Source organism: Pantoea sp. RG18 (genome assembly GCF_025910075.1).
Lineage (GTDB): Bacteria > Pseudomonadota > Gammaproteobacteria > Enterobacterales > Enterobacteriaceae > Pantoea > Pantoea agglomerans.
In genome coordinates this window covers 647,119-670,594 of record NZ_JAPCIL010000002.1, presented here as the reverse complement: position 1 = coordinate 670,594, position 23,476 = coordinate 647,119, and the positions used below count along the sequence as shown (strand labels likewise).

General features: G+C 55.7%; 24 protein-coding genes. 10 read left to right on the top strand and 14 right to left on the bottom strand.

Annotated elements, in window-relative coordinates; translation table 11 throughout:
• Nucleotides 1-32: 32 nt before the first annotated feature.
• Nucleotides 33-1,058: a tyrosine-type recombinase/integrase gene (locus OK409_RS03485; protein WP_264366750.1), complete on the top strand. Its 1,026-nt coding sequence runs from the start codon at nucleotides 33-35 to the stop codon at nucleotides 1,056-1,058.
• Between the two features lie 45 nt (nucleotides 1,059-1,103).
• Nucleotides 1,104-1,424, top strand: coding sequence for a hypothetical protein (locus tag OK409_RS03480; protein ID WP_132499918.1), 321 nt, complete (start codon nucleotides 1,104-1,106; stop codon nucleotides 1,422-1,424).
• Between the two features lie 413 nt (nucleotides 1,425-1,837).
• On the opposite strand, the gene OK409_RS03475 is transcribed toward OK409_RS03480, so the two are convergent.
• From OK409_RS03475 to copC, 3 genes are read right to left on the bottom strand one after another with little or no spacing between them, the layout of a single operon-like run.
• The gene (locus OK409_RS03475; protein WP_010670792.1) at nucleotides 1,838-2,185 is read right to left on the bottom strand and encodes a YebY family protein; all 348 of its coding nucleotides are present in this window, start codon (nucleotides 2,183-2,185) and stop codon (nucleotides 1,838-1,840) included.
• 28 nt (nucleotides 2,186-2,213) lie between these two features.
• A complete protein-coding gene (gene copD / locus OK409_RS03470; protein ID WP_264366749.1) occupies nucleotides 2,214-3,089 on the bottom strand; it encodes a copper homeostasis membrane protein CopD in 876 nt (291 codons plus the stop codon).
• Between the two features lie 5 nt (nucleotides 3,090-3,094).
• Nucleotides 3,095-3,472, bottom strand: a complete 378-nt coding sequence (gene copC, locus OK409_RS03465) for a copper homeostasis periplasmic binding protein CopC (RefSeq protein WP_033769230.1) — start codon at nucleotides 3,470-3,472, stop codon at nucleotides 3,095-3,097.
• 151 nt (nucleotides 3,473-3,623) lie between these two features.
• On the opposite strand from copC, the gene OK409_RS03460 reads away from it, so the two are divergent.
• Complete coding sequence (locus OK409_RS03460; protein WP_010258692.1) at nucleotides 3,624-3,857, top strand: DNA polymerase III subunit theta; 234 nt, start codon at nucleotides 3,624-3,626, stop codon at nucleotides 3,855-3,857.
• Nucleotides 3,854-4,525, top strand: a complete 672-nt coding sequence (gene exoX, locus OK409_RS03455; protein WP_022625523.1) for an exodeoxyribonuclease X — start codon at nucleotides 3,854-3,856, stop codon at nucleotides 4,523-4,525. The genes OK409_RS03460 and exoX overlap by 4 nt, the downstream gene beginning before the upstream one ends.
• Here the strand turns inward: exoX and OK409_RS03450 are convergent.
• Together OK409_RS03450 and OK409_RS03445 are read right to left on the bottom strand one after the other, a co-directional pair.
• Nucleotides 4,519-6,582 carry a prolyl oligopeptidase family serine peptidase gene (locus tag OK409_RS03450; protein ID WP_010670796.1) on the bottom strand — a complete coding sequence of 688 codons (2,064 nt, stop codon included), beginning with the start codon at nucleotides 6,580-6,582 and terminating at the stop codon, nucleotides 4,519-4,521. The two genes, exoX and OK409_RS03450, sit on opposite strands and share 7 nt — an antisense overlap.
• 126 nt (nucleotides 6,583-6,708) lie before the next feature.
• Entirely contained in the window at nucleotides 6,709-7,365 is a 657-nt protein-coding gene (locus OK409_RS03445) for a tellurite resistance TerB family protein (RefSeq protein ID WP_010258682.1), read from the bottom strand.
• 166 nt (nucleotides 7,366-7,531) lie between these two features.
• Here OK409_RS03445 and purT point away from each other — a divergent pair, with 166 nt between their 5' ends.
• On the top strand, nucleotides 7,532-8,710 hold the full coding sequence (purT, locus tag OK409_RS03440) for a formate-dependent phosphoribosylglycinamide formyltransferase (RefSeq protein ID WP_187505630.1): 1,179 nt from the start codon (nucleotides 7,532-7,534) through the stop codon (nucleotides 8,708-8,710).
• 34 nt (nucleotides 8,711-8,744) lie between these two features.
• Here the strand turns inward: purT and OK409_RS03435 are convergent, their stop codons facing one another.
• Nucleotides 8,745-9,383: a bifunctional 4-hydroxy-2-oxoglutarate aldolase/2-dehydro-3-deoxy-phosphogluconate aldolase gene (locus OK409_RS03435; protein WP_010258674.1), complete on the bottom strand. Its 639-nt coding sequence runs from the start codon at nucleotides 9,381-9,383 to the stop codon at nucleotides 8,745-8,747.
• A 214-nt stretch (nucleotides 9,384-9,597) separates the two neighbouring features.
• On the bottom strand, nucleotides 9,598-11,073 hold the full coding sequence (gene zwf / locus OK409_RS03430) for a glucose-6-phosphate dehydrogenase (protein WP_154210030.1): 1,476 nt from the start codon (nucleotides 11,071-11,073) through the stop codon (nucleotides 9,598-9,600).
• 364 nt (nucleotides 11,074-11,437) lie between these two features.
• On the opposite strand from zwf, the gene OK409_RS03425 reads away from it, so the two are divergent.
• The 3 genes from OK409_RS03425 (at nucleotide 11,438) to OK409_RS03415 (ending at nucleotide 15,183) form a co-directional block, all read left to right on the top strand.
• On the top strand, nucleotides 11,438-12,307 hold the full coding sequence (locus OK409_RS03425) for a MurR/RpiR family transcriptional regulator (RefSeq protein WP_179257355.1): 870 nt from the start codon (nucleotides 11,438-11,440) through the stop codon (nucleotides 12,305-12,307).
• Between the two features lie 116 nt (nucleotides 12,308-12,423).
• Nucleotides 12,424-13,866: a pyruvate kinase gene (gene pyk, locus OK409_RS03420; RefSeq protein WP_033757915.1), complete on the top strand. Its 1,443-nt coding sequence runs from the start codon at nucleotides 12,424-12,426 to the stop codon at nucleotides 13,864-13,866.
• 84 nt (nucleotides 13,867-13,950) lie between these two features.
• Nucleotides 13,951-15,183 (top strand): MFS transporter, encoded by a 1,233-nt coding sequence (locus OK409_RS03415; RefSeq protein WP_022625519.1) that lies wholly within the window; start codon nucleotides 13,951-13,953, stop codon nucleotides 15,181-15,183.
• Nucleotides 15,184-15,303: 120 nt separating this feature from the next.
• On the opposite strand, the gene lpxM is transcribed toward OK409_RS03415, so the two are convergent.
• From lpxM to znuA, 3 genes are all read right to left on the bottom strand, one after another.
• Nucleotides 15,304-16,278, bottom strand: a complete 975-nt coding sequence (lpxM, locus tag OK409_RS03410) for a lauroyl-Kdo(2)-lipid IV(A) myristoyltransferase (protein WP_033771998.1) — start codon at nucleotides 16,276-16,278, stop codon at nucleotides 15,304-15,306.
• A 125-nt stretch (nucleotides 16,279-16,403) separates the two neighbouring features.
• Complete coding sequence (gene mepM / locus OK409_RS03405; protein WP_010258653.1) at nucleotides 16,404-17,735, bottom strand: murein DD-endopeptidase MepM; 1,332 nt, start codon at nucleotides 17,733-17,735, stop codon at nucleotides 16,404-16,406.
• Nucleotides 17,736-17,748: 13 nt separating this feature from the next.
• Nucleotides 17,749-18,696, bottom strand: coding sequence for a zinc ABC transporter substrate-binding protein ZnuA (gene znuA, locus OK409_RS03400; RefSeq protein WP_033757918.1), 948 nt, complete (start codon nucleotides 18,694-18,696; stop codon nucleotides 17,749-17,751).
• Between the two features lie 77 nt (nucleotides 18,697-18,773).
• Here znuA and znuC point away from each other — a divergent pair, with 77 nt between their 5' ends.
• Both znuC and znuB read left to right on the top strand, forming a co-directional pair.
• A complete protein-coding gene (gene znuC / locus OK409_RS03395; protein ID WP_022625516.1) occupies nucleotides 18,774-19,529 on the top strand; it encodes a zinc ABC transporter ATP-binding protein ZnuC in 756 nt (251 codons plus the stop codon).
• Nucleotides 19,526-20,311, top strand: coding sequence for a zinc ABC transporter permease subunit ZnuB (gene znuB / locus OK409_RS03390; RefSeq protein WP_264366747.1), 786 nt, complete (start codon nucleotides 19,526-19,528; stop codon nucleotides 20,309-20,311). Before znuC ends, znuB begins: the two co-directional genes overlap by 4 nt.
• Here znuB and ruvB read toward each other — a convergent pair whose 3' ends face one another.
• The 4 genes from ruvB to OK409_RS03370 form a co-directional block, all read right to left on the bottom strand.
• On the bottom strand, nucleotides 20,312-21,316 hold the full coding sequence (gene ruvB, locus OK409_RS03385; RefSeq protein WP_010258640.1) for a Holliday junction branch migration DNA helicase RuvB: 1,005 nt from the start codon (nucleotides 21,314-21,316) through the stop codon (nucleotides 20,312-20,314).
• An 8-nt stretch (nucleotides 21,317-21,324) separates the two neighbouring features.
• Nucleotides 21,325-21,939: a Holliday junction branch migration protein RuvA gene (gene ruvA / locus OK409_RS03380; RefSeq protein ID WP_010670803.1), complete on the bottom strand. Its 615-nt coding sequence runs from the start codon at nucleotides 21,937-21,939 to the stop codon at nucleotides 21,325-21,327.
• Nucleotides 21,940-22,035: 96 nt separating this feature from the next.
• Entirely contained in the window at nucleotides 22,036-22,563 is a 528-nt protein-coding gene (ruvC, locus tag OK409_RS03375) for a crossover junction endodeoxyribonuclease RuvC (RefSeq protein ID WP_003849205.1), read from the bottom strand.
• 37 nt (nucleotides 22,564-22,600) lie between these two features.
• Complete coding sequence (locus tag OK409_RS03370; RefSeq protein ID WP_010258633.1) at nucleotides 22,601-23,344, bottom strand: YebC/PmpR family DNA-binding transcriptional regulator; 744 nt, start codon at nucleotides 23,342-23,344, stop codon at nucleotides 22,601-22,603.
• Nucleotides 23,345-23,476 lie beyond the last annotated feature (132 nt).

The window sequence follows — 23,476 nt, the reverse complement described above, 5'->3', positions numbered from 1 at the left end:
GTAATTTAACCCCCTTTTATCAAGGGGGCTGCATGGCAATAAGGAAATTGAATACAGGTAAGTGGCTCTGCGAGTGCTATCTCAATGGAAGGGATGGTAAACGAGTGAGACGACAGTTCAGGACCCGAGCTGAAGCCATTGCCTTTGAGCAATACACTCAGGACGAAATGAAGGCTAAACCCTGGCTGGCTGAGAAAGAGGATAACCGCAAGCTTAGCGAACTTATCGAGCTATGGTACAAACTGCACGGTTGCTCGCTAAGTGACAGAAAAGGCCGACTCGGCAAACTCAACATTATCTGTAATGGCATGGGAAACCCCGTTGCTGCCTCTATCACTTCGAAGGATTGGGCACATTATCGGGAGCGACGTTTACAGGGCCTCATACAGAATGGATACAAAACCAGTGATAAATCGTTAAAGGTCTCACCGGGTACCATTAATTGTGAGCATGCATTCCTTCGCGCTCTTTTTAATGAGCTGGAACGGCTTGGCGAAATTAGCTACCCCAACCCACTTAAAAATATACGCGAATTTGATCAGCCAGAGAAAGAAATGGCATGGCTGACTGAAGCCCAGATACAAAAGCTGTTTGCCGCCTGCAAAGTTCACGATAACCCTGATCTGACGCTGATTATCAAAATCTGCCTTTCAACCGGGTGCCGGTGGAGTGAAGCCGCGAATCTTAAAGCCTCACAATTGTCTCCAAACAAAATTACCTTCATCAATACCAAAGGCAAAAAGAACCGTTCGGTACCCATCGGCAATGCCCTTTATAACGAATTAAAAGACAAAGAAGGCCGTTTTTTTGCAGAGTGCTATCGCCAGTTCTATCGGGTCATTCGCCTGGCCGGCATTGAATTACCAGAAGGCCAGATGAGCCATGTACTGCGCCATAGCTTTGCCAGTCACTTTATGATGGCCGGGGGAAATATCATCGTGCTGCAGCGCATCTTAGGACACTCAGATATCAGAGTAACAATGCGTTATGCGCACTTTGCGCCAGATCATCTCGAAGACGCTATCAAGCTGAACCCAATTGCAAATTTGATTTGCTGAGCGAATAATCGGTCATACGTTTATTCAGGATAAAAAAGGGATTAAATGAAACTTGGAAGGTTAGGTTCAGTTTTGGTAGTCATTACTATGCTGGCTGGTTGTGCTACCAACATGTCGGAAAGAGCATCTCGCGTGCAAATAATCTCCGCAGAAGATGCAAAACAATATCAATTTGTCGCTAACTTAACGGGCACTTCTACCCTGACCGGGGTAGCAAGGCATACCGGTTATCAAAATGCATTAAATGAAGTATTAGATAAAGCTGCTACAGCTGGCGCGCAATATGTAGTTCTCGATCCTAATAGTGCGCCTTCGTATTGGACAACAAGTGAAGTTGTTAGAGGCACCGCTTACAAGAATAAATAGCCGCCACTATAGTTCAAAATAGATGATTTCAAGCACGTTACGCCACTGTTTAATGTCGAACATTGGCGGTTAGAGAGTGGCGACAAAGTGGCGGCACAGAGTTCAGCAGAGTAGCACAGAAGGTAACAGGAAGGGGTTTAACTGATTGTTTTTACTATAAGTTACTGTTTTTAATGACCAACCAAAAAAAGACCGAATACGATTCCTATATTCGGTCCAGGGAAATGGCTCTCAAGGAGCCGTGCGCTAAAAGTTGGCATTTATGAAGGCGATGTCGCCTTGCCATTTAACATTAGAACAGCGCGGTGGAATTGCCAGCAAACGGGAGGCGCAGGGGCATAAACCGGACCAGTTTGTGATCGCAACGGCAAAAAAGAGGGGTTGGGCGCAGCGCGGTGCTGCACCCGACAGGTTTATTTACCGCACAACGCCTGGGTGCGCTCAACAATCGGCTGCAGACTCATCATCTGGCCCGGATGCGCTTTATCTTCGGCCTGGATCACGCTGATCGGCTGCGCTTTCACCTGTTTGTTTTTGAACAGTGTGTCGGCGATATCGTTCAGGGGGTATGTCATCAGCGTGCTCGGATTGATGGCAAACATCGCACCATCTTTCTCGCAGGTCAGCATCACCTCTTCACGGTTAAACGGCCACTTCTCTTTACCGATCTCAAAGCGGCTGACGGTAATGATTTGTGCCGCCAGCGCCTGGCCGCATACGGATAACAACAGGATTGCGGGGATCACTTTCTTCAGCAACATAACTACCCTTTTCTCTCTTAAACCACATTCAGGCTGGCGACAGCGTGGCAAATACGCTGACCAGCCCAACCACTCCACACGCCAGCAGCAGTTCAAGCTGCGTCATGCGAATAAATTTTTGCTGCGTCCCGCTGCCAGCCAGGCGGAATCGCGGCACCAGCCAGTATCGGTTAATCAGCGCCACCAGCACCATCAGGGCAACCAGCAGCACTTTACACAGCAACAATACAATGTAGCGTGAATCCTGCCACGTCAGCGGCCAGCCTACGATCATCACGCTGTTTATCAGGCCGCTCAGCAGCGTTAACGCCACCGCCAGATGACCATAGCGCGAAAAGCGCATCATGGTGCGGATAGCGTCGGTGCGGCGATCGATCTGGCGCGCCTCCCGCATCAACAGCAACAGAGGCAGTAATCCGCCCGTCCAGAACGCCGCGGCAATCAGATGCAGTGCATGATTGAGCTGCTGAAACAATCCCGGCCAGCCATCGCGCATCGCGGCATGACCTATCAGAGCCATGCAGGCCAGTTGCAGTACGGCTGCCAGCAGTAACACGGGTTGACGCAGCCGCCCGGTCAGTAACAAACCGGCAACGGCCAGCAAGCTAAACAGGATTTCCCACAGCCACACGCCACCGAAGTGCGTGCCAATCACCGCCAGCCAGATATCGACATCAGCCAGATTGGTGCTGTCGCCGCTCATCAACACATTCTGGCAGGCCAGCATCGCCAGCGCACTCAGCAGCGCCAGCCAGGCGCTCCCTTTAACCAGCGGGTTTAACCGTAGCGCCAGCAGGGGTCGATAGCGTTTGGGTGCCAGCAGCGCACTGTAACAGGCGCTGCCGGTCAGCAGCATCACGGCGGCAAAATGCAGCGCGCGTAACAGGATCCAGAGGGTGGTCACCGGAGTTACTTCACGCTAAAGCGATAGCTTCCTGCGGTTTTATGCCCATCCACCGACAGCACATGCCAGTTAACCTGATAGCTGCCCGCTTGCAGCGGCTGAGACAGGCCGACAATCAGCCGGTTTTTCTGGCCAGATTCAACGCGGGCTTTAGCGGTGGCGACAGGCTTCTGTTCACTATCCAGCAGCGTGACGCCGCTGAATGCCGCTTCAATATCTTCACTGAAGTTCAGCGTCAGCGCATCGGTGGATGTCGTTACCTGCGCTTTGGCCGCCGGGATTGAAGACTGGAGATGCGCATGCGCCGCTGCCAGCGAACTGAATGTCATCAGTCCGGCTGCCGCCAGCGCAATAACCATGCGGGAAATCAGTTTTTTATGCATAAGATCATCCTTTTAACCGCCGCCAGGGCGATAAACGTGGCAAAAGGATACGCTGCTGTATTTGCACTGTCGAGGCCAGCGATGCGATCCTTTATCCTTGATTCAGACCGCCGAAAACATTACTTTTGCCCGCTATCGTCAGGAGAATATTATGAGCCATAACCTTGCCCTGCTGTCCCAGGAAGAGAAAGACAAGATTAATGTCGATTTGGCGGCAGCAGGTGTGGCGTTTAAAGAGCGCTATAACATGCCGATCGTCGCCGAAATGGTGGCGCAGGAGCAGCCCGAAGCGCTGCGTGACTGGTTTCGTCAGCGTCTGATGCACTACCGCCAGGCCTCGCTCAGCCTGTCGCGCCTTCCTTATGAACCGAAGATGAAGCAATGATATTTCGCGTTATTGATACTGAAACCTGCGGTCTGCAGGGTGGCGTAGTCGAAGTGGCGTCCGTGGATGTGGTCAACGGCCAGATTGTGAATCCGATGAGCGATCTCACCCTGCCCGACCGCCCTATCAGCCGTCAGGCGATGGCCGTGCATCGCATCACCGAAGCGATGGTCGCCGGTAAGCCGACCATTGAAGAGGCGATCCCTCGCTATCACGGCAGTGCTTTTTACGTGGCGCACAACGCCAGTTTTGATCGCCGGATGCTGCCGGAAATGTACGGAGAGTGGATCTGCACCATGCAGCTGGCGCGTCAGCTCTGGCCGGGCATTAAATATGGCAACCAGGCACTGCGTCATTCGCTGAAGCTGGATGTCACGCCGCCCGCCGACCTGCATGCTCACCGCGCGCTCTATGACTGCTATGTTACGGCAGCACTGCTGATTCGTATTATGGAGACCTCCGGCTGGAGTGCCTCCGAGATGATTGTGCGGTCACAACCGGCAGCCCAGCGCGACGACGTTCTGCCCTTTGGCAAATACCGCGGCCAGGCGATCGCGGTGGTCGCGCGCAAGGATCCGGGCTATCTGAAGTGGATGCTGGATAACGTCAGCGATCTGCGCCCGCCATTGCGGCAGGCGCTGCGTAAGTACCTGACCGAATCTCAGTAATCCTGGGCTGGCGGTAAGGTGCCCTGCGCCAGCCCCAGCAGGAAGGTGTATTCCATCGCGATCCCTTCATAGGCTTTGTAGCGCCCCGACTTGCCGCCGTGACCCGCATCCATGTCGGTGCAGAGCAGCAGCAGGTTATTGTCGGTTTTCATCGATCTCAGCTTCGCCACCCACTTGGCTGGTTCCCAGTACTGCACCTGCGAATCATGCAGGCCGGTGGTGACCAGCAGGTGGGGATAGGCTTTCGCCTCGATGTTGTCATAAGGGCTGTACTGGCGGATATAGCGATAGTACTCCGGATCGTTGGGGTTGCCCCACTCGTCATACTCGCCGGTGGTCAGCGGAATCGACTCATCCAGCATCGTGGTGACCACATCCACAAACGGCACCTGGGCAACCACGCCGTGGAACCGCTGCGGTGCCAGGTTAATCACCCCGCCCATGAGTAAGCCACCCGCGCTGCCACCCATGGCATAGAGTCGTTCCGGGTGTCCGATGCCACGCGCCACCAGCGCGTTAGTGACATCGATAAAATCGGTGAAGCTGTTCATTTTGTTCAGCAGGCGACCGCCGTCATACCATTGCTGCCCCAGCTCACCGCCGCCGCGCACCTGTATCAGCGCATAGACAAATCCGCGATCCAGCAGGCTCAGGCGGCTGACGCTGAAATCGGCATCCATACTACTGCCGTAGGCACCGTAGCCATACACCAGCATCGGATTCTGACCGGGCTGATAGTGTTTGCGGTGATAGACCAGCGATACCGGCACTTCGGTGCCATCGCTGACTTTGATCCAGTGGTGTTCGCTTTTGTAATCTTCCGCGTTAAAGCCTTTCACCGCGCTCTGCTTGAGGATGCGGCGTTCGCCGGTATCCATATCCAGTTCAAACAGCGTGGTCGGCGTGGTCATCGATGAATAGCCGTAGCGCAGTTTGCTGGTGCGCGGCGTCGGATTGTAGGCCAGCCAGGTCACATAGGTCGGGTCGTCAAAGGCGATGCCGCTGGTTTCACCGCTGGCCCAGTTGATCTGCCGCAGGCTGGTCAAGCCGCGCTGGCGCTCCTCGACCACCAGCCAGTCCCGAAACAGCTGAAAATCTTCCATCACCACCTGTTCCCGTGCCGGGATCAGGGTTTCCCAGCGTGATTCGTCCAGATAGCGGCTGCGGTACAGCCCGAAGTTCTCGCCTTCCCGGTTGGATCGAATGAAGAACTGATGATCGTAGTGGTCGATGCTGTACTCATGATCGCGGCGGCGCGGCAGAAACACATGGGGCTGCGCGTCGGGGAAGTTCGCATCAATCAGCTGAATTTCGCTGGTGTTGGTGCTGTAGAGGGCAATCATGATGAACTGCTTGGAGGTGGTCTTATGTACGCTGAGATGATAAGTGTCATCCTGCTCTTCATAGACCAGCTGGTCGTCGAACTGCGGCGTACCCAGTTCGTGTCGCCACACCTGATAAGAAAGCAGCGTCTGCGGGTGTTTTCGCACATAGTAGAGGGTGCGCGAATCATTACCCCACGCGAAGCTGGAAGAGGCGTTGCTCAGCACTTCAGGGTACCAGCTGCCACTCTTCAGGTTACGGAAGCGGATGCCATATTGCCGGCGAGACAGGAAATCTTCAGCCAGCGCCATGACCCGGTTATCCGGACTGATATGCAGCGCGCCCATGGTATAGAAATCACTGTGCGAGGCGCGCTGGTTGGCATCCAGCAGCAGGCTCCACTCGCCAGACTCATCGCTCGCGGCGGGCTGGCGGTAATAGGCCGGGTATTCGTTACCGCTCTGATAACGGCTCTGATAACGGTAGCCATTTTTCACATAGGGCACTGAGTGATCTTCAGGCGGCAGCCGATCGATAATCTCTTTTAATACCCGGTCCTGCAGTGGCTGCTGTGACGACATGATTTTTTTGCCGTAGTTGTTTTCGGCACGCAGGTAATCAAGGACCTCGCTGTTTTCGCGCTTGTCGTCGCGCAGCCAGTAGTAGTCGTCAACGCGCGTCTCGCCGTGCAGCGTCATCTCATGGGGTATTTTTTTTGCGATGGGTGCTTTCATCCATCCGTCTCCGTGAACGTAATGATCTGTAAGCGTAACACTTCAGCAGCGGGAAGCCAGGTATAGGTTGAGAAGCAGCCGCTGGCGGATCACATCCTGTGACCCACCAGCGGAATATCAGAGGGATTAACTGGCGGGTAAACGGGCTTTCTCAGCCTCAAGATCCTGCTGGATACCGTCGCGAACATCCTGGGGGATTTTCAGCGCGTCGCCCAGCGCGGAGAGATAACTGCGCTCCATGAAGTGATCAACGTCGATGGCGGCACAGCTCAGGAAGTAGAGCTCCAGCGCCTCCTCCTCGTTTTTCACATCGGCGGCCAGCCACTGCGGATCCAGCGGGCGGTTCATCGCTTTCTGGATCAGCTGTTCCGCTTCCTGACCATAGCCAGACTGATGAATATTCTGCTCAATCGCTGCACGTTCCTGATCGTCAATGTGCCCGTCGCTTTTGGCGGCAAACACCAGCGCCGTCACCAGACGTTCGGCCCGCAGGTTAACCGGCGTTTGCGCCACGCCAAAGTCAGGTTCATTCTGGTGTGCTTCGCTGACCCGCTGCTTGTATTTGTTCCATAGCACCGCGCCCGCAGCCGCACCACCGCCGATAATCAGCGCCTTGCCGCCATATTTAGTCAGCAGTTTGCGCGACGATTTACTGGCAATCAGCATACCGGCCAGGCCGCCCAGCGCACCCGGCGCCAGCATGTCGCTTAAGCCGCCGCCCGATTTGCCCTCACCGCCCTTCTTCGTCAGTACCGACTGAATTTGTTGCAACCAGTTATTCATCATCCACTCCTTTTAAGATGTCAGTCCGCTATCCTGACGAAAAGGATGTCAGGAAACGTCAGAGCGGGAAAAGTAAGGCAAAAGGTCGTGTCAGATGGACGAAAGATGAGAACGCAAACGTTTTCGTTTATACTTGCGCGCGAATTTTGACTGCTTAGGTGAATGTATGACGACTCTCGGAACAGCGCTGCGTCCGGCAGCAACGCGTGTGATGCTATTGGGTTCAGGTGAACTGGGTAAAGAGGTGGCGCTGGAGTGTCAGCGTCTGGGTGTGGAAGTGATCGCGGTTGATCGTTACGCCGATGCCCCGGCGATGCACGTCGCCCATCGCAGTCATGTGATTAACATGCTGGATGGCGCGGCACTGGCTGCGCTGATTGCTGAAGAAAAGCCTGATTTTGTCGTACCGGAAATCGAAGCTATCGCCACGGAGACGCTGGTTGAACTGGAGCAGCAAGGCCAGCGCGTGGTACCGACTGCCCGTGCCGCCCGGCTGACCATGAACCGCGAAGGCATTCGTCGGCTGGCGGCTGAAGAGCTCTCTCTGCCGACCTCCCGCTATCGCTTTGCCGATAGCAAGGCGCGCTTTGATGAAGCGGCTACCGAAATCGGCTTTCCCTGCATTGTGAAGCCGGTGATGAGTTCATCCGGCAAAGGCCAGAGCTTTATCCGTGATGCCAGCCAGCTCGATAACGCCTGGGACTATGCGCAACAGGGTGGCCGCGCGGGTGCCGGACGCGTCATCGTCGAAGGGGTTGTCGACTTCGATTTCGAGATCACCCTGCTCACCATCAGCGCAGTCGATGGCATTCATTTCTGTGCGCCGATTGGTCACCGTCAGGAGGATGGCGATTATCGTGAATCCTGGCAGCCGCAGCAGATGAGTGATGTGGCGCTGCAACGGGCACAGGATGTTGCCGCGCAGGTGGTTAAAGCGCTGGGAGGCTATGGTTTGTTTGGCGTTGAGCTGTTTGTCTGCGGTGATGAGGTGGTATTCAGCGAAGTTTCGCCGCGTCCTCACGACACCGGCATGGTGACGCTGATTTCGCAGGATCTGTCAGAGTTTGCGCTGCACGTGCGGGCGTTTCTCGGTCTGCCGATTGGCGCGATTCGCCAGTATGGTCCGTCAGCGTCCGCCGTTATTCTGCCGCAACTCACCAGCCAGAATGTGCAGTTTGTGAATGTCGAAGCGGCGCTGGGTGCCGGTCTGCAACTGCGCCTGTTCGGCAAGCCGGAAATCAGCGGTCAGCGTCGTCTGGGCGTGGCGCTCGCCAGCGGTGACAACACCGATCAGGCGATTGCGCGTGCCGTTGCCAGCGCAGCAGCGGTCACGGTTCAGGGATAAACGTGTGCGGTGAGCAGACGCTCACCGCCATAACTTACTTCGCGCCTTCAACAGCTTCGCGTGCCAGGCGGGTGATGCGATCCCAGTCGCCCGCTTCCAGCGCGTCGTTGGGCACCAGCCAGGAACCGCCGATGCACAGCACGCTTTTCAGCGCCAGATAGTCACGGTAGTTCGCCGGAGAGATGCCGCCGGTCGGGCAGAATCGCACCTGCGGGAAGGGTCCGCCAATCGCCTGCAGCGCTTTAACGCCGCCGTTTGCTTCTGCCGGGAAAAACTTGAACTCGCGCAGACCGTAGTCCATACCGGTCATTAACTCAGAAACGGTGCTGATGCCGGGAATCAATGGCACCGGCCCTTCAACGGCCGCTTTCAGCAGCGACTCGGTGACGCCAGGGCTGATCACAAACTGCGCACCGGCATCGGTCACTTCCTGTAACTGCTGCGGATTAATCACCGTTCCCGCACCAACGATCGCATCCGGCACTTCTTTAATCATCGCACGTAAGGCATCCATCGCCACTGGCGTGCGCAGCGTCACTTCCAGCACTCTGACACCGCCTGCCACCAGCGCTTTTGCCATCGGCACGGCGTGTTCCAGTTTGTTCACAACGATGACCGGCACCACAGGTCCGGTGGTCAGAATCTGTTCTGCACTCGTTTTCCAGTTTTTCATCAGTTCCCCTTGCTTGATAACACCGGGATTGCGACCCGGTCATGGAGCATCGGCTCCTGCCCTGTAAATTGCGTCACTACCATACATGATCAACTTCCTGAGCGTCTATCATCCTGCGACCATTTTGAAACGGCAGTTCAATTTTATTCGTGTTGACTGGCCCGGTTTAAGGGCGAAAAAAAAGCCCGCGTTGCGGGCTTCATCATCACTTCCGTTATTCGAACTCGTTCCACGAACGGCCATCGCGGGTAATCATCGCCACTGAGGCCACCGGGCCCCAGGTGCCCGCCTGATACGGCTTGGAAGAGTCACCATCCGCAGCCCAGGCGTCGATAATGGAATCGACATAGGTCCATGCGGCTTCCACTTCATCGCGGCGCACAAACAGCGCCTGGATACCACGCATGCTCTCCAGCAGCAGACGCTCGTAAGCATCGGCAAGGTGCGACTGGTTAAAGGTCTCGGAGTAGCTCAGATCCAGCTTGGTGGTCTGCAGTTTGTGCTTGTGATCAAGGCCTGGCACTTTGTTCAGGATCTCGATATCAACCCCTTCGTCCGGCTGCAGACGAATCGTCAGCTTGTTCTGCGGCAGCTCTGAGTAGGAGTCTTTAAACAGGTTCATTTCCGGGTTTTTGAAGTAGACCACGACTTCTGAACACTTGGTCGGCAAACGCTTACCGGTGCGCAGGTAGAACGGCACGCCCGCCCAGCGCCAGTTGTCGATATCGACACGTATTGCCACGAAGGTCTCTGTGGCGCTCGACTTATTGGCACCCTCTTCTTCCAGGTAGCCAGGCACTTTTTTGCCCTGCACAAAGCCGGCGGTGTACTGGCCGCGAACGGTTTTCTCACGCACGTTGGTCTGATCGATGCGGCGCAGCGAGCGCAGCACTTTAACTTTTTCGTCACGGATGCTGTCGGCGCTGAGATCGGACGGCGGCGACATGGCGATCATGGTCAGAATCTGCAGCAGGTGGTTCTGGATCATGTCGCGCATCTGGCCCGCTTTATCGAAGTAACCCCAGCGGCCTTCGATACCCACTTCTTCGGCCACGGTAATCTGGACATGGTCGATGGTGCGGTTATCCCAGTTATTCACGAAGATAGAGTTAGCAAAGCGCAGCGCCAGCAGGTTAAGCACGGTCTCTTTGCCGAGATAGTGGTCAATACGGAACACCTGGCTCTCATCAAAGTACTCACCAACGCTGTCGTTGATCTCCTGCGAGGTTTCCAGTGAGGTACCCAGCGGCTTCTCCATCACTACGCGCGCCGGTTTAGCATTCAGCTTCGCGGTGCCCAGACCCTGACAGATGGCGCCAAAGGTGCTGGGTGGCATGGCGAAGTAGTTGATGGTGGTGCGATTTTTCTGGTCCAGCATCTTGCCCAGTTTCGGGAAGTGCGTGGTGTCGTTGACATCGAGGTTGCAGAAGTCGAGACGATTGCTGAGTTTGTCCCACAGCGCTTCGTCAATCTTCTCCTTCATGAAGGTTTCCAGCGCTTCACGTACCACTTTGGTGTATCCCGCTTTATCCCACTCGGCACGGCCGACACCAATAATGCGGGTTTCCTCGTGGATCTGCCCCGCTTTCTCTAACTGGTACAGTGAAGGCAACAGTTTACGGCGTGCAAGATCGCCTTTGGCACCGAAAATCACCAGATCGCATGCCTGGGCTGTTTGTGTTACCGCCATTTTCCTCTCCTCGTTGCAGGATAGTCCGGTGGTGATGCATCCTCTGCCACCGGGTCCAGGTTATTATTTTCTTTGAGCACAATGTACTTTTTTCCCCGCGCCAGGTAAACCGACTCGCCGGGTCAACCGCATTAACTCTGTACCGGATGTGCTAAGCGCGTGTGATGACACGTGCGTATTGCCGGTTTTTTCTGTGTCTGTTGGTGTCAGGAAAATCAGGCACCGGTCAAAGTATCCCAAAAAAAAGGGCAATCGACTTGTCCGCCGTTGCGCCTGGCAGGTGCTGACACGATATAGTCTCTGTTAATCGACTCTGACGACAGGGATAATTGAAATTGGTAAAAGTGATTATGGTCATCGGCTTATGAATATGCTGGAAAAAATTGACGCGCAGTTCGCCGCGCTCAGCAATGCGGAACAGAAAGTCGCCCGGCAGATTCTGACTGCGCCTCAGGCGGCGATGCACTCCAGCATTGCGACCCTGGCGCGCGAAGCGTGCGTCAGCGAACCCACGGTAAATCGCTTCTGTCATCGACTGGGCGCGCGCGGCTTTCCCGACTTTAAGCTGCAACTGGCACAGAGCCTGGTGAAAAGCAGCAACTGGGTCAGCCGGGGCGTGGAGGACGATGACAGTGTGGAGAACTACAGCCACAAAATCTTTGACTCGGCGCTGGCAGGGCTGCAGCGGGTGCGGGATCAACTGGATAGCGCCCAACTGCAGCAGGCCGTCACCCTGCTTACTCAGGCTGACAAACTTGCCTTTTTCGGGCTGGGGGCTTCCGCTGTGGTGGCGCATGACGCCTTTACCAAATTTCTGCGCTTTAATCTGCCGGTCATCTGGTCAGACGATATTGTGATCCAGCGCATGAGTTGCATAAATAGTCGAGCCGGTGACGTTTTTGTTCTCATTTCGCATACTGGACGCACAAAAAATATGGTAGAACTGGCTCGCCTGGCCCGTGTAAACGGTTCCACCGTTATAGCCATCACCTCTGCCGATTCTCCCCTTGCCCATGAAGCAGCGATAGCTTTAGTGCTTGATGTTCCGGAAGATACGGATATCTATTTGCCGATGGTATCGCGCCTGGCGCAGTTGACCGTGATCGATGTGTTGGCGACCGGTTTCACCCTGGAACGGGGTGCGCCCTTCCGGGAAAACCTGAAACGCGTGAAAGAGGCGTTGAAAGCGTCGCGTTACGAAAAGCACACCATTCGGGAAAAGGATGATCAGTAAAAAAATTAACATCACATTTACAATGTGAGTCGTATCACAACCCGTCGATCATATAGAATAGATAACCATGCTGTGTCCACAGACCAGGGCACGCTTAAATGTTTACGGAGTCCTCGATGTCAAGACGTCTCAGAAGAACCAAAATCGTTACAACCCTCGGCCCGGCCACCGATCGTGATAATAATTTAGAAAAAATCATCGCTGCCGGCGCGAACGTTGTACGACTCAACTTCTCTCACGGCACGCCAGAAGATCACCAGATCCGTGCCGATAAAGTGCGCGAGATTGCCGCAAAACTGGGTCGCCACGTGGCCATCCTCGGTGACCTCCAGGGTCCAAAAATTCGTGTTTCAACCTTCAAAGAAGGCAAAGTTTTCCTGAATATCGGCGACCGCTTCCTGCTGGATGCCAATCTGGGTAAAGGCGAAGGCGATAAAGAGCGCGTCGGGATCGACTACAAAGGCCTGCCGGCAGATGTGGTGCCGGGCGATATCCTGCTGCTGGATGATGGTCGCGTGCAGCTGAAAGTGCTGGAAGTTCAGGACATGAAGGTGTTTACCGAAGTCACCGTGGGTGGCCCGCTGTCGAACAACAAAGGCATTAACAAACTGGGCGGCGGACTTTCAGCTGAAGCGCTGACCGAAAAAGATAAAGCGGATATCATCACTGCCGCCAAAATCCGCGTCGACTATCTGGCCGTCTCTTTCCCACGCTGTGGTGAAGATATGAATCTGGCACGTCGTCTGGCGCGCGAAGCAGGTTGTGACGCCAAACTGGTCGCAAAAGTGGAACGTGCCGAAGCGGTCGCCAGCCAGGAAGCGATGGATGACATCATTCTGGCCTCTGATGTAGTGATGGTGGCGCGTGGCGATCTGGGCGTTGAGATTGGCGATCCGGAACTGGTCGGCATTCAGAAAGCATTGATTCGTCGTGCCCGCCAGCTTAACCGCACCATCATTACCGCGACGCAGATGATGGAGTCGATGATCACTAACCCGATGCCGACCCGCGCAGAAGTGATGGACGTGGCGAACGCCGTGCTGGATGGCACCGATGCTGTGATGCTCTCTGCGGAAACCGCAGCGGGTCAGTATCCGGCTGAAACTGTCTCAGCGATGGCGAAGGTCTGCCTGGGCGCGGAGAAGATCCCGAGCGTCAACGTCTCCAAGCATCGTCTGGACGTGCAGTTCGACAATGTCGAAGAAGCGATTGCTATGTCATCCATGTACGCCGCGAACCACCTGCAGGGCGTTACCGCGATCATCACCATGACCGAGTCGGGCCGTACCCCGCTGATGACCTCACGTATCACCTCAGGCCTGCCGATTTTTGCCATGTCACGCCATGAACGCACGCTGAATCTCACCGCGCTCTATCGCGGCGTGACGCCAGTGTTCTTCGACAGCAATAACGACGGTGTGGCTGCTGCACACGATGCGGTTAACCTGCTGCGCGACAAAGGCTTCCTGGTCTCTGGCGATCTGGTCATTGTGACGCAGGGCGATGTGATGGGCGCCACCGGCACCACCAATACCACACGTGTGCTGCGCGTGGATTAATTGAGCCCGGGTTTACATTGTCGGTGTAGAATAAACGACGCGACTGCCTGGCAGTCGCGTTTTCTTTTCTGACAAGGAGGCCAGATGGCCCGTTTCCACCCCATCAGCCAGCTTACCGGCCGAATTTTACTCTTTCCTCTGGCGTTAGTGCTGTTCGAGTTTGCCACCTATATTGCTCATGACATGATCCAGCCTGGCATGCTGATCGTCACCAGCGAATTTTCCGTCGGCCCTGAATGGGTCTCTACCTCCCTGACCGCTTACCTGATTGGCGGCGTGGTGCTGCAATGGCTGCTGGGTCCTCTCTCTGATAAGTTTGGCCGGCGACCGGTGATGCTCTTCGGCATCCTGTTTTTTGCCGTCGCCTGCATGCTGATGCACTGGGTCAGCTCGATTGAGGAATTTGTCAGCCTGCGCTTTATTCAGGGCATCAGCCTCTGCTTTATCGGCGCGGTCGGCTATGCCGCAATTCAGGAAGCCTTCGATGAGGCGCTGGCGGTGCGCATGATGGCGCTGATGGCCAACGTGGCGCTGCTGGCTCCGCTGGCGGGTCCGCTTGCTGGTGCAGCCTGGCTCACCATTGGCAGCTGGCGCAGCATGTTCTGGCTGTTTGCCGCCTGCAGCCTGGTCGCCTTTGTGGTGCTGTGGCGTGTGATGCCCGAAACCGCAGGTGACCGCAGTCATTCCATCGCCCTGCCCAATCTTGCACGCAACTATGGCCGGCTGATGAAAGACCGGCTGGTGATGTTTGGTTCCTTCGCTATCGGGCTGGTGTTTATCCCGATCCTCACCTGGGTTGCTCTTTCGCCGGTGATCCTGATGCACGACGAAGGTCTGTCACGCATGCAGTACGCCCTGTTGCAGCTGCCGGTATTTCTGGCGATGATCGCCGGTAACCTGACGCTGAGTAAGCTGGCGGGACGCGTGCCGATTGAGCAGCCGGTGAAGTTCGCCGCCTGGCCGATTCTGATTGGTCTGAGCCTGGCGCTGGTGGCGAGCCTGATGAACAGCCACGGTTATCTGCTGATAACCGCTGGCCTGAGTCTCTACGCCTTTGGTGCTGGCATGGTCAATGCCGGACTGTATCGCCTGACGCTCTACGCCAGCAACGAAGGCAAAGGCAGCGTGGCAGCGATGCTGGGAATGATCAGTATTATGACGCTGGCGGTGGGAATTGAGCTGGCGAAAAGTGGCTACTTCAGCGGCGGCACGCTGTGGTTCTGCCTGGTCAACTTTATCAGCGGCGTGCTCTGGTTTGGCCTGGTGATCCTGTTTATGCGCGAGCGCAAACGTCGCAGCAGGCTGGAAGCGTTATAAACAGGTAGCGCAGCCACAGGTTTGCCCTGAGCAGGCAGCTCAGAAGCTCAAAGCGACGGGAGCATACGCCTGTAGCCAGCGATTAAGTGATAAGAAAAGGCCGCTTTCGCGGCCTTTTTGCTATTTGCGCGGATAGAGATCTTTGCGCGAATAGGGCTCGATGTCACCCTCTTTACGGGTCTTCAGCAGCTTGAGGATCCAGGTATACTGCTCGGGATGCGGGCGGACAAACACTTCCACTTCTTCATTCATCTGGCGAGCCAGCTGGTGATCGTCGGCTTCCAGCAGATCGTCCATCGGCGGACGCACATAAATCTCAAGCTTATGCGATTTGCTGTTATAAACCGGGAACAGCGGCACCACACGCGCGCGGCACACTTTCATCAGTCGTCCTACCGCAGGCAGCGTCGCTTTATAGGTAGCAAAGAAATCGACGAATTCACTCTGCTCCGGGCCATGATCCTGATCGGGCAGGTAGTAGCCCCAGTAGCCCTGGCGGATTGAGCTGATAAAGGGCTTGATACCGTCGTTGCGCGCATGCAGCCGTCCGCCATAACCGCGGCGTGCGGTGTTCCAGGCATAGTCCATCAGCGGATCGCTCTGGTTATGAAACATCGCCGCCATCTTTTGACCTTCTGACGCCAGCAGCATGGCGGGGATATCCACCGCCCAGCCGTGCGGCACCAGGAAAATCACATTCTGCTGCTCCGCTTTCATCTGGTCGATAATTTCACGACCATGCCACTCTACACGTTCACGGATACGTGCCGGATCGCGCAGCACCAGCTCGGTCATCATTGCCATCGCCTGCGGTGCAGTCGCAAACATCTCATCGACCAGCGTCGCACGCTGCGCCTCGCTGAGTTCCGGCAGACAGTAATAGAGGTTAATCAGCGCACGGCGCCGTGCACCCTTTGCCAGCTTACCGGCGAATTTGCCTAACCGACCCAGCAGCGGATCGCGTACTTTCGGCGGTAGCATCGCCATCGCGGCCAGACCACCAATCGCCAGCCAGCTGCCCCAGTATTTAGGTTTGAGAAAAGAACGTTCAAAAACGGGAATAAATTCAGTGTTATTTTTTTTACGGGTTTCCATGCACTCGCCTCAAGCAATGACCGGCTAATGATAGTGACGACCTGAAAATTTGCAATCATCCTGCGCCATATAGCAAAAAACCGACGGGAAACCCGTCGGTTTTTGCGCGATTTGACGAAATTCGCTTACTTCAGACCCAGCTGAGGCAACCAGGATTTAACCTGTGCCATGTAATCGCTGCGATCTTTACCGGTCAGGCCTTCCATCCGCGGCAGTTTCGCCGTTAATGGGTTGACCGCCTGATTATTGATCCAGATTTCAAAATGCAGATGCGGCCCGGTGGAACGTCCGGTGTTGCCTGACAGTCCAATACGGTCGCCACGCTTCACTTTCTGACCTGGCTTCACCAGCACTTTCTTCATGTGCATATAGCGCGTCATATACTGACGGCCATGACGAATGGCGACATAGTTACCCGCGGCACCGCCGTTCTTCGCCACCACTATTTCACCATCACCCACTGCCAGCACCGGCGTACCGATCGGCAGCGCAAAGTCGACGCCTTTATGAGGCGCTATGCGGCCGGTAACCGGGTTGAGACGACGCGGATTAAAGTTAGAGGAGACACGATACTGCTTAACCGTCGGGAAGCGCATAAAGCCGCGCGCCAGACCGGAGCCGCTGCGATCGTAGAACTTGCCATCTTCGGCGCGGAAAGCGTAATAGTCTTTACCCCCGCTGCGCAGGCGCACACCCAGCAACTGGCTTTGCGCACTCTTGCCATCCAGCATTTCGCGTGACATCAGTACGCTGAACTGGTCACCCGCACGCAGCTTACGGAAGTCCATCTGCCACTGCAGCGCTTTGATCACGGCGCTGGCTTCGGCACTGCTCAGTCCGGCACGCTGAGCGCTGGCGGCAAAACTGCCGCGCACTTCGCCCTGCATCACGCTGTTGCGCCATTCACCCTTCTGCATCTCCGCATCCATCTTAAAGCCACCTTTAGGGGTGCGCTCATAGGTGCGGGTTTCACGGCGGGAAATTTCCCAGCTCAGGGTTTTCAGGCCGCCATCATCATCCAGCGTCCAGCTCAGCTGCTGACCAACCTGCAGATTACGCAGGTCGCGATCGCTCATCACCAGCGCATTAATGTCACTGATGTCGATGCCATACTGATTCAGGGCACTGCTCAGGGTATCGCCGGATGAAACGGTGTAGTCGTGAACACCGGCCGTTTCGGGCACGTCAGTGTCCACATCGTCCGCAGGCAATTCTTCTTCCGGTTCCGGTGTGCTCTGATCGATAGGCTCACTGGCTTCCGGCAACAGCGTGCGGAAGGTGTTCTTATCCAGTTCAATGTTTTTGACGATGGGCGTCACATCATCCGAAGGATGATAAACGTAAGGCCGCCAGACAGCGACGGCCAGAGTGACTACAGTTAAAGAACCCAGCATTACGCGGTGGGGGCGCGGCAAATTATTAAATGCGAGGGCGACAGAGCGGGCTATCTGCTGCACTTTTACCTATTCCTCATGCTCCATTCAGGCAGCTTTCATACTGGCTCGACAGTTGTGAGAGGAATTTCACATAGCTGTCTTTGGCTAAGCTGATGTCTGTTCCCAGGGGATCGAGCGTGCCTTTACGCACCTGCGTTCCGCGGGCGACAGCATCGATGACTGCTGGCCTGAATTGTGGCTCAGCAAAGACGCAGACCGCCTTTTGCTCAACCAACTGTGTTCGTATCTGATGTAAACGCTGAGCGCCCGGTTGAATTTCAGGATTGACGGTAAAGTGCCCGGTGGGCGAGAGACCGTATTGTTTTTCAAAGTACGTGTAAGCGTCGTGAAAAACGAAATATCCTTTATTTCTGACCGGAGCGAGTTGTGCGCTAACGCGTTTGTCCGTGTCCGCCAAAGCTACCTCAAACTGCTGGAGGTTGGCGTCAAGTTTGGCTTTATCTTGCGGCATAAGTTCCAATAATTTTCCATGGATTGCAACCGCGGTCTTGCGCGCAATCTCTGGCGACAACCACAGGTGCATATTAAACTCGCCGTGATGATGGTGATGGGCATCGGCCTCCTGTTCTTCGGATTTTTCCGCTGTGTGTTCATCTTCATCTTCACCACCGCTAATCAATAACGGTTTTACCCCGTCGATGTTCACCATCGCGAGGTTTTTTTGGGCCGGAAGTTCAGCCGCAGACTTCGCCATAAAGGCTTCCATTTCAGGCCCGACCCATACAACTAAGTCCGCGTTTTTTAAGCGTTTTGCATCTGAGGGCCGCAGGGAATAGTCGTGTTCAGAGGCACCGTCCGGTAGCAGAACATCAACCGGTGTGACACCATCGGCAATGGCCGCAGCGATAAACCCTACCGGTTTGAGTGAAGCCACGACATTCGCCTGAGCTGGAAGGGTTAACGAAGCTGTAACGGAGAAAGCAGTTAAGGCGAAAATTGCGCCCTTTTTATTATGTAACATATTGCGTCATTCCATCGTGACCATGAGGTGGAATGTGATATTATAACATTCGAAATTCTGTGCAACCTGTAAATACTATGACCTCACTTGTCACACTCGATAATGTTTCGATAAAGTTTAACCAGCGCAATGTGTTATCCGGTGTCAGCCTGGCACTGCAGCCTGGCCGCATCCTCACCCTGCTGGGTCCTAACGGTGCCGGAAAATCAACGCTGGTGCGTGTGGTGCTGGGACTGCTCGCTCCCACCACCGGTAGCGTTAAGCGTGATCCCGGCCTGCGAATTGGCTATGTGCCACAGAAGCTGCACATCGACCCGACCCTGCCGGTGACGGTTGAACGCTTTATGCGTCTGACTCGTGGCAGCAAAAACGCCGAGATCCTGCCGGCACTGAAACGCGTGCAGGCGGGTCACCTGCTCAACGCCCCGCTGCAAAAGCTTTCCGGTGGTGAAACCCAGCGTGTGCTGCTGGCGCGCGCCCTGCTGAATCAGCCTCAGTTGCTGGTACTCGATGAGCCTACCCAGGGTGTGGATGTGAATGGTCAGGTGTCACTCTATGACCTTATCAATCAGTTACGCGTTGAACTGAACTGCGGCGTACTGATGGTCTCCCACGATCTGCATCTGGTGATGGCCAAAACCGACGAAGTGCTCTGCCTTAACCATCACATCTGTTGTTCCGGCACCCCGGAAGCGGTATCGCAGCATCCGGAATTTATCGCCATGTTTGGTCCGCGCGGCGCGGAGGAGCTGGCGATTTATCGTCATCATCATAATCACCGTCACGACCTTCAGGGACGTATCGTTTTACGCAAAGGACAGGGTCCATCATGATTGAGTTGTTATTACCGGGCTGGATAGGCGGTGTGATGTTAGCGCTGGCTGCCGGTCCGCTGGGATCGTTTGTTGTCTGGCGCAAGATGTCCTATTTCGGCGATACCCTGGCGCATGCCTCTCTGCTTGGCGTGGCTTTTGGCCTGCTGTTTAACGTGAATCCTTACTACGCGGTGATTCTGGTTACGGTCTGCCTGGCGCTGGGACTGGTCTGGCTGGAGCGTCGTCCACATCTGGCTATCGATACCCTGCTGGGGATTATGGCACACAGCGCGCTGTCGCTGGGCCTGGTGGTGGTCAGCCTGATGAAGAACGTTCGCGTCGATCTGATGGCTTATCTGTTTGGCGATCTGCTGGCGGTGACGCCAGACGACCTCTGGATGATGGGTGGCGGCGTGGTGATCGTGCTGCTGGTGATGGCGTGGCAGTGGCGGTCGCTGCTGTCGATGACCATCAGCCCGGAACTGGCCCAGGTGGACGGCGTCAATATCCAGCGTACCCGACTGATTCTGATGCTGGTCACGGCGCTGACTATCGGAGTGGCAATGAAGTTCGTGGGTGCGCTGATCATCACCTCACTGCTGATTATTCCTGCCGCAACCGCTCGTCGCTTTGTGCGTTCACCGGAAGGCATGGCGGCCGTCGCCGTGGTCATCGGGGTGCTCGCCGTCACCGGCGGCCTGACCTTCTCCGCCTTCTACGACACCCCTGCCGGGCCGTCAGTGGTGCTCTGCGCCGCCATCCTGTTTATTTTCAGCATGGTCCGGAAACCAGCAGTCTAGTTACTCTTCGCGCGTAATGCCGAAGTGACGATAAGCGTGCTGCGTGGCCATCCGGCCACGCGGTGTGCGCTGAATGAAGCCCTGTTGAATCAGGAAGGGTTCAATCACATCTTCGATGGTTTCCCGCTCTTCACCAATGGCCGCAGCCAGGTTATCCAGCCCCACCGGCCCACCCATAAATTTGTCGATGATCGCCAGCAGCAGTTTACGGTCCATATAATCGAACCCTTCGCTATCTACGTTAAGCATATCCAGCGCGCTGCAGGAGACTTCACCGCTCAGGTCACCGTTTGCCCGCACCTCTGCGAAGTCACGAACGCGGCGCAGCAGGCGGTTGGCGATACGCGGTGTGCCGCGGGCGCGACGGGCGATCTCTAACGCCCCTTCGTCACTCAGCGCCAGACCCAGACAGGCGGCGCTGCGGCCCACGATGTGCTGCAAATCTTTAACCTGGTAGAACTCAAGCCGCTGCACAATCCCAAAACGATCGCGCAGCGGCGAGGTCAGCGAGCCAGCACGCGTAGTGGCGCCAATCAGGGTAAACGGCGGCAGATCGAGCTTGATTGAGCGCGCAGCCGGGCCTTCGCCAATCATGATATCCAGCTGATAATCTTCCATCGCCGGGTAGAGTATCTCTTCCACCACCGGTGAGAGGCGATGGATTTCATCGATAAACAGGACGTCATGCGGTTCAAGGTTGGTCAGCATTGCCGCCAGGTCGCCCGCCTTTTCCAGCACCGGACCTGAGGTAGTGCGAAGATTGACGCCCATCTCGTTGGCCACGATGTTCGCCAGGGTGGTTTTACCCAGTCCCGGCGGACCGAAGATCAGCAGATGATCGAGCGCATCGCCGCGCAGTTGCGCTGCCTTGATGAAAATCTCCATCTGCTCTCGCACCTGCGGCTGACCGACATACTCGGTCAGCATCTTCGGGCGAATAGCGCGGTCAATAACCTCTTCTTCGCTGATACTGGCAGCGGAGATCAGGCGGTCGGCTTCTATCATGACTTACCTCAAATGGCGGCGCGTAGCGCTTCGCGGATCAGGGTTTCGCAATCCGCATCCGGTCGACCGACTTTACTGATCATACGGCTCGCTTCCTGCGGTTTATAACCCAGTGATACCAGCGCTGCAACAGCTTCGGCTTCCGCATCATTGGTTTCCGGCTCGGCGCTCGGCGTGGTCAGCGTAAAGGCAGAATCGCCGCCAAACAGGTCGCCGTGCATTCCTTTGAAGCGGTCCTTCATCTCGACCACCAGACGCTCAGCCGTCTTTTTGCCCACGCCTGGCAGTTTCACCAGTGACGCGATCTCCTCTTTCTCAACAGCGGTCACAAACTGCTGCGCCGACATGCCGGAGAGGATCGCCAGCGCCAGCTTAGGTCCGACGCCATTCACCTTAATCAGTTCGCGAAACAGCGCGCGCTCCTGCTTGCTGTTAAAACCAAACAGCAGCTGCGCATCTTCACGCACCACGAAGTGGGTAAAAATCACCGCTTCGTGCTGAAGCTCAGGCAACTCATAAAAACAGGTCATGGGCATATAAATTTCATAGCCGACGCCGTGTGCCTCAAGCAGCACCAGTGGCGGCTGCTTTTCCAGAATATTGCCCCGTAAACGACCTATCACCTGAACGCTTCCTTAACTAACGAATGTGGCGGATTTTATAACATAAAAAAGGCTGGATGAATATCCAGCCTGAGAGTGAGACCTGAGCGATGACGGCTAACCTGAGCGTAACCGTCCGCGCGTCAGCACCAGCTTGCTGTCACTCATGCGAGCTGCATTCTGAGCCACATGACAGTGCGTAATGGCAATCGCCAGCGCATCGGCGGCATCTGCCTGTGGGTTCGCCGGCAGCTTCAGCAGGGTTCGCACCATGTGCTGCACCTGACTTTTCTCGGCGCTGCCGATGCCAACCACGGTCTGTTTTACCTGACGGGCGGCATACTCAAACACCGGCAGATCGTGGTTAACCGCGGCAACAATCGCGGCACCGCGGGCCTGGCCCAGCTTCAGCGCGGAGTCTGCATTCTTCGCCATGAACACCTGTTCAATGGCGAAGAAGTCGGGTGAAAACTGCGTAATGATTTCACAGACGCCCGCATAAATCAGCTTCAGACGGGCGGGCAACTCGGTGGTATTAGTGCGGATACAGCCGCTGCCCAGATAAGTGAGCTGGCGGCCAGTCTGACGAATAACACCATAACCGGTGATGCGTGAGCCGGGATCAATACCCAGGATAATCGACATTACGCCTCTTTGGTTAAAGTGATTACGGTAGACGCCATTACAGCGTTTCCGCTACCTCGTCGGAGATTTCACCGTTGTGATAGACCTCCTGCACATCGTCGCAATCTTCCAGCATGTCGATCAGACGCAGCAGTTTAGGTGCGGTTTCCGCATCCATCTCTGCTTTGGTGGTCGGAATCATGGCCACTTCTGCAGTGTCCGCTTTCAGGCCGAGCGCTTCCAGTGCATCACGCACCGTGCCCATCTCTTCCCATGCGGTGAAGACATCAATCGCGCCGTCGTCATAGCTGACCACATCTTCTGCGCCCGCTTCCAGAGCCGCTTCCATCACCGCATCTTCATCCTGACCCGGCGCATAGGAGATCACGCCTTTTTTGTTGAACAGGTAAGCCACGGAGCCGTCGGTGCCGAGATTCCCGCCGGTTTTGGTGAAGGCGTGACGCACTTCGCCCACGGTACGGTTACGGTTGTCACTCAGGCATTCAATCATGATGGCCGAGCCGCCAGGACCGTAGCCTTCATAGATGATGGTTTCCATGTTGGCATTGTCATCGCCGCCCACACCGCGCGCGATAGCGCGATCCATGGTGTCACGCGTCATATTGTTCGCCAGCGCTTTATCCATTGCTGCACGCAGACGCGGGTTTGAGCCCGGATCGCCGCCGCCCAGCTTGGCCGCCGTCACCAGCTCACGAATGATTTTGGTGAAGATTTTGCCGCGCTTGGCATCCTGCGCCGCTTTACGGTGTTTGGTGTTTGCCCATTTACTGTGTCCTGCCATTTTAAATTTTCTCCGATCTTTTACAGGGTGCAGGCTATCCTGCTTGCGAGCCTGTTTACCGTCCGTACGCATACAGGTGACTGACAACCTGAATGCCCCGAGGGCGAGCTTCGCGAAGCATCCTCACGTACA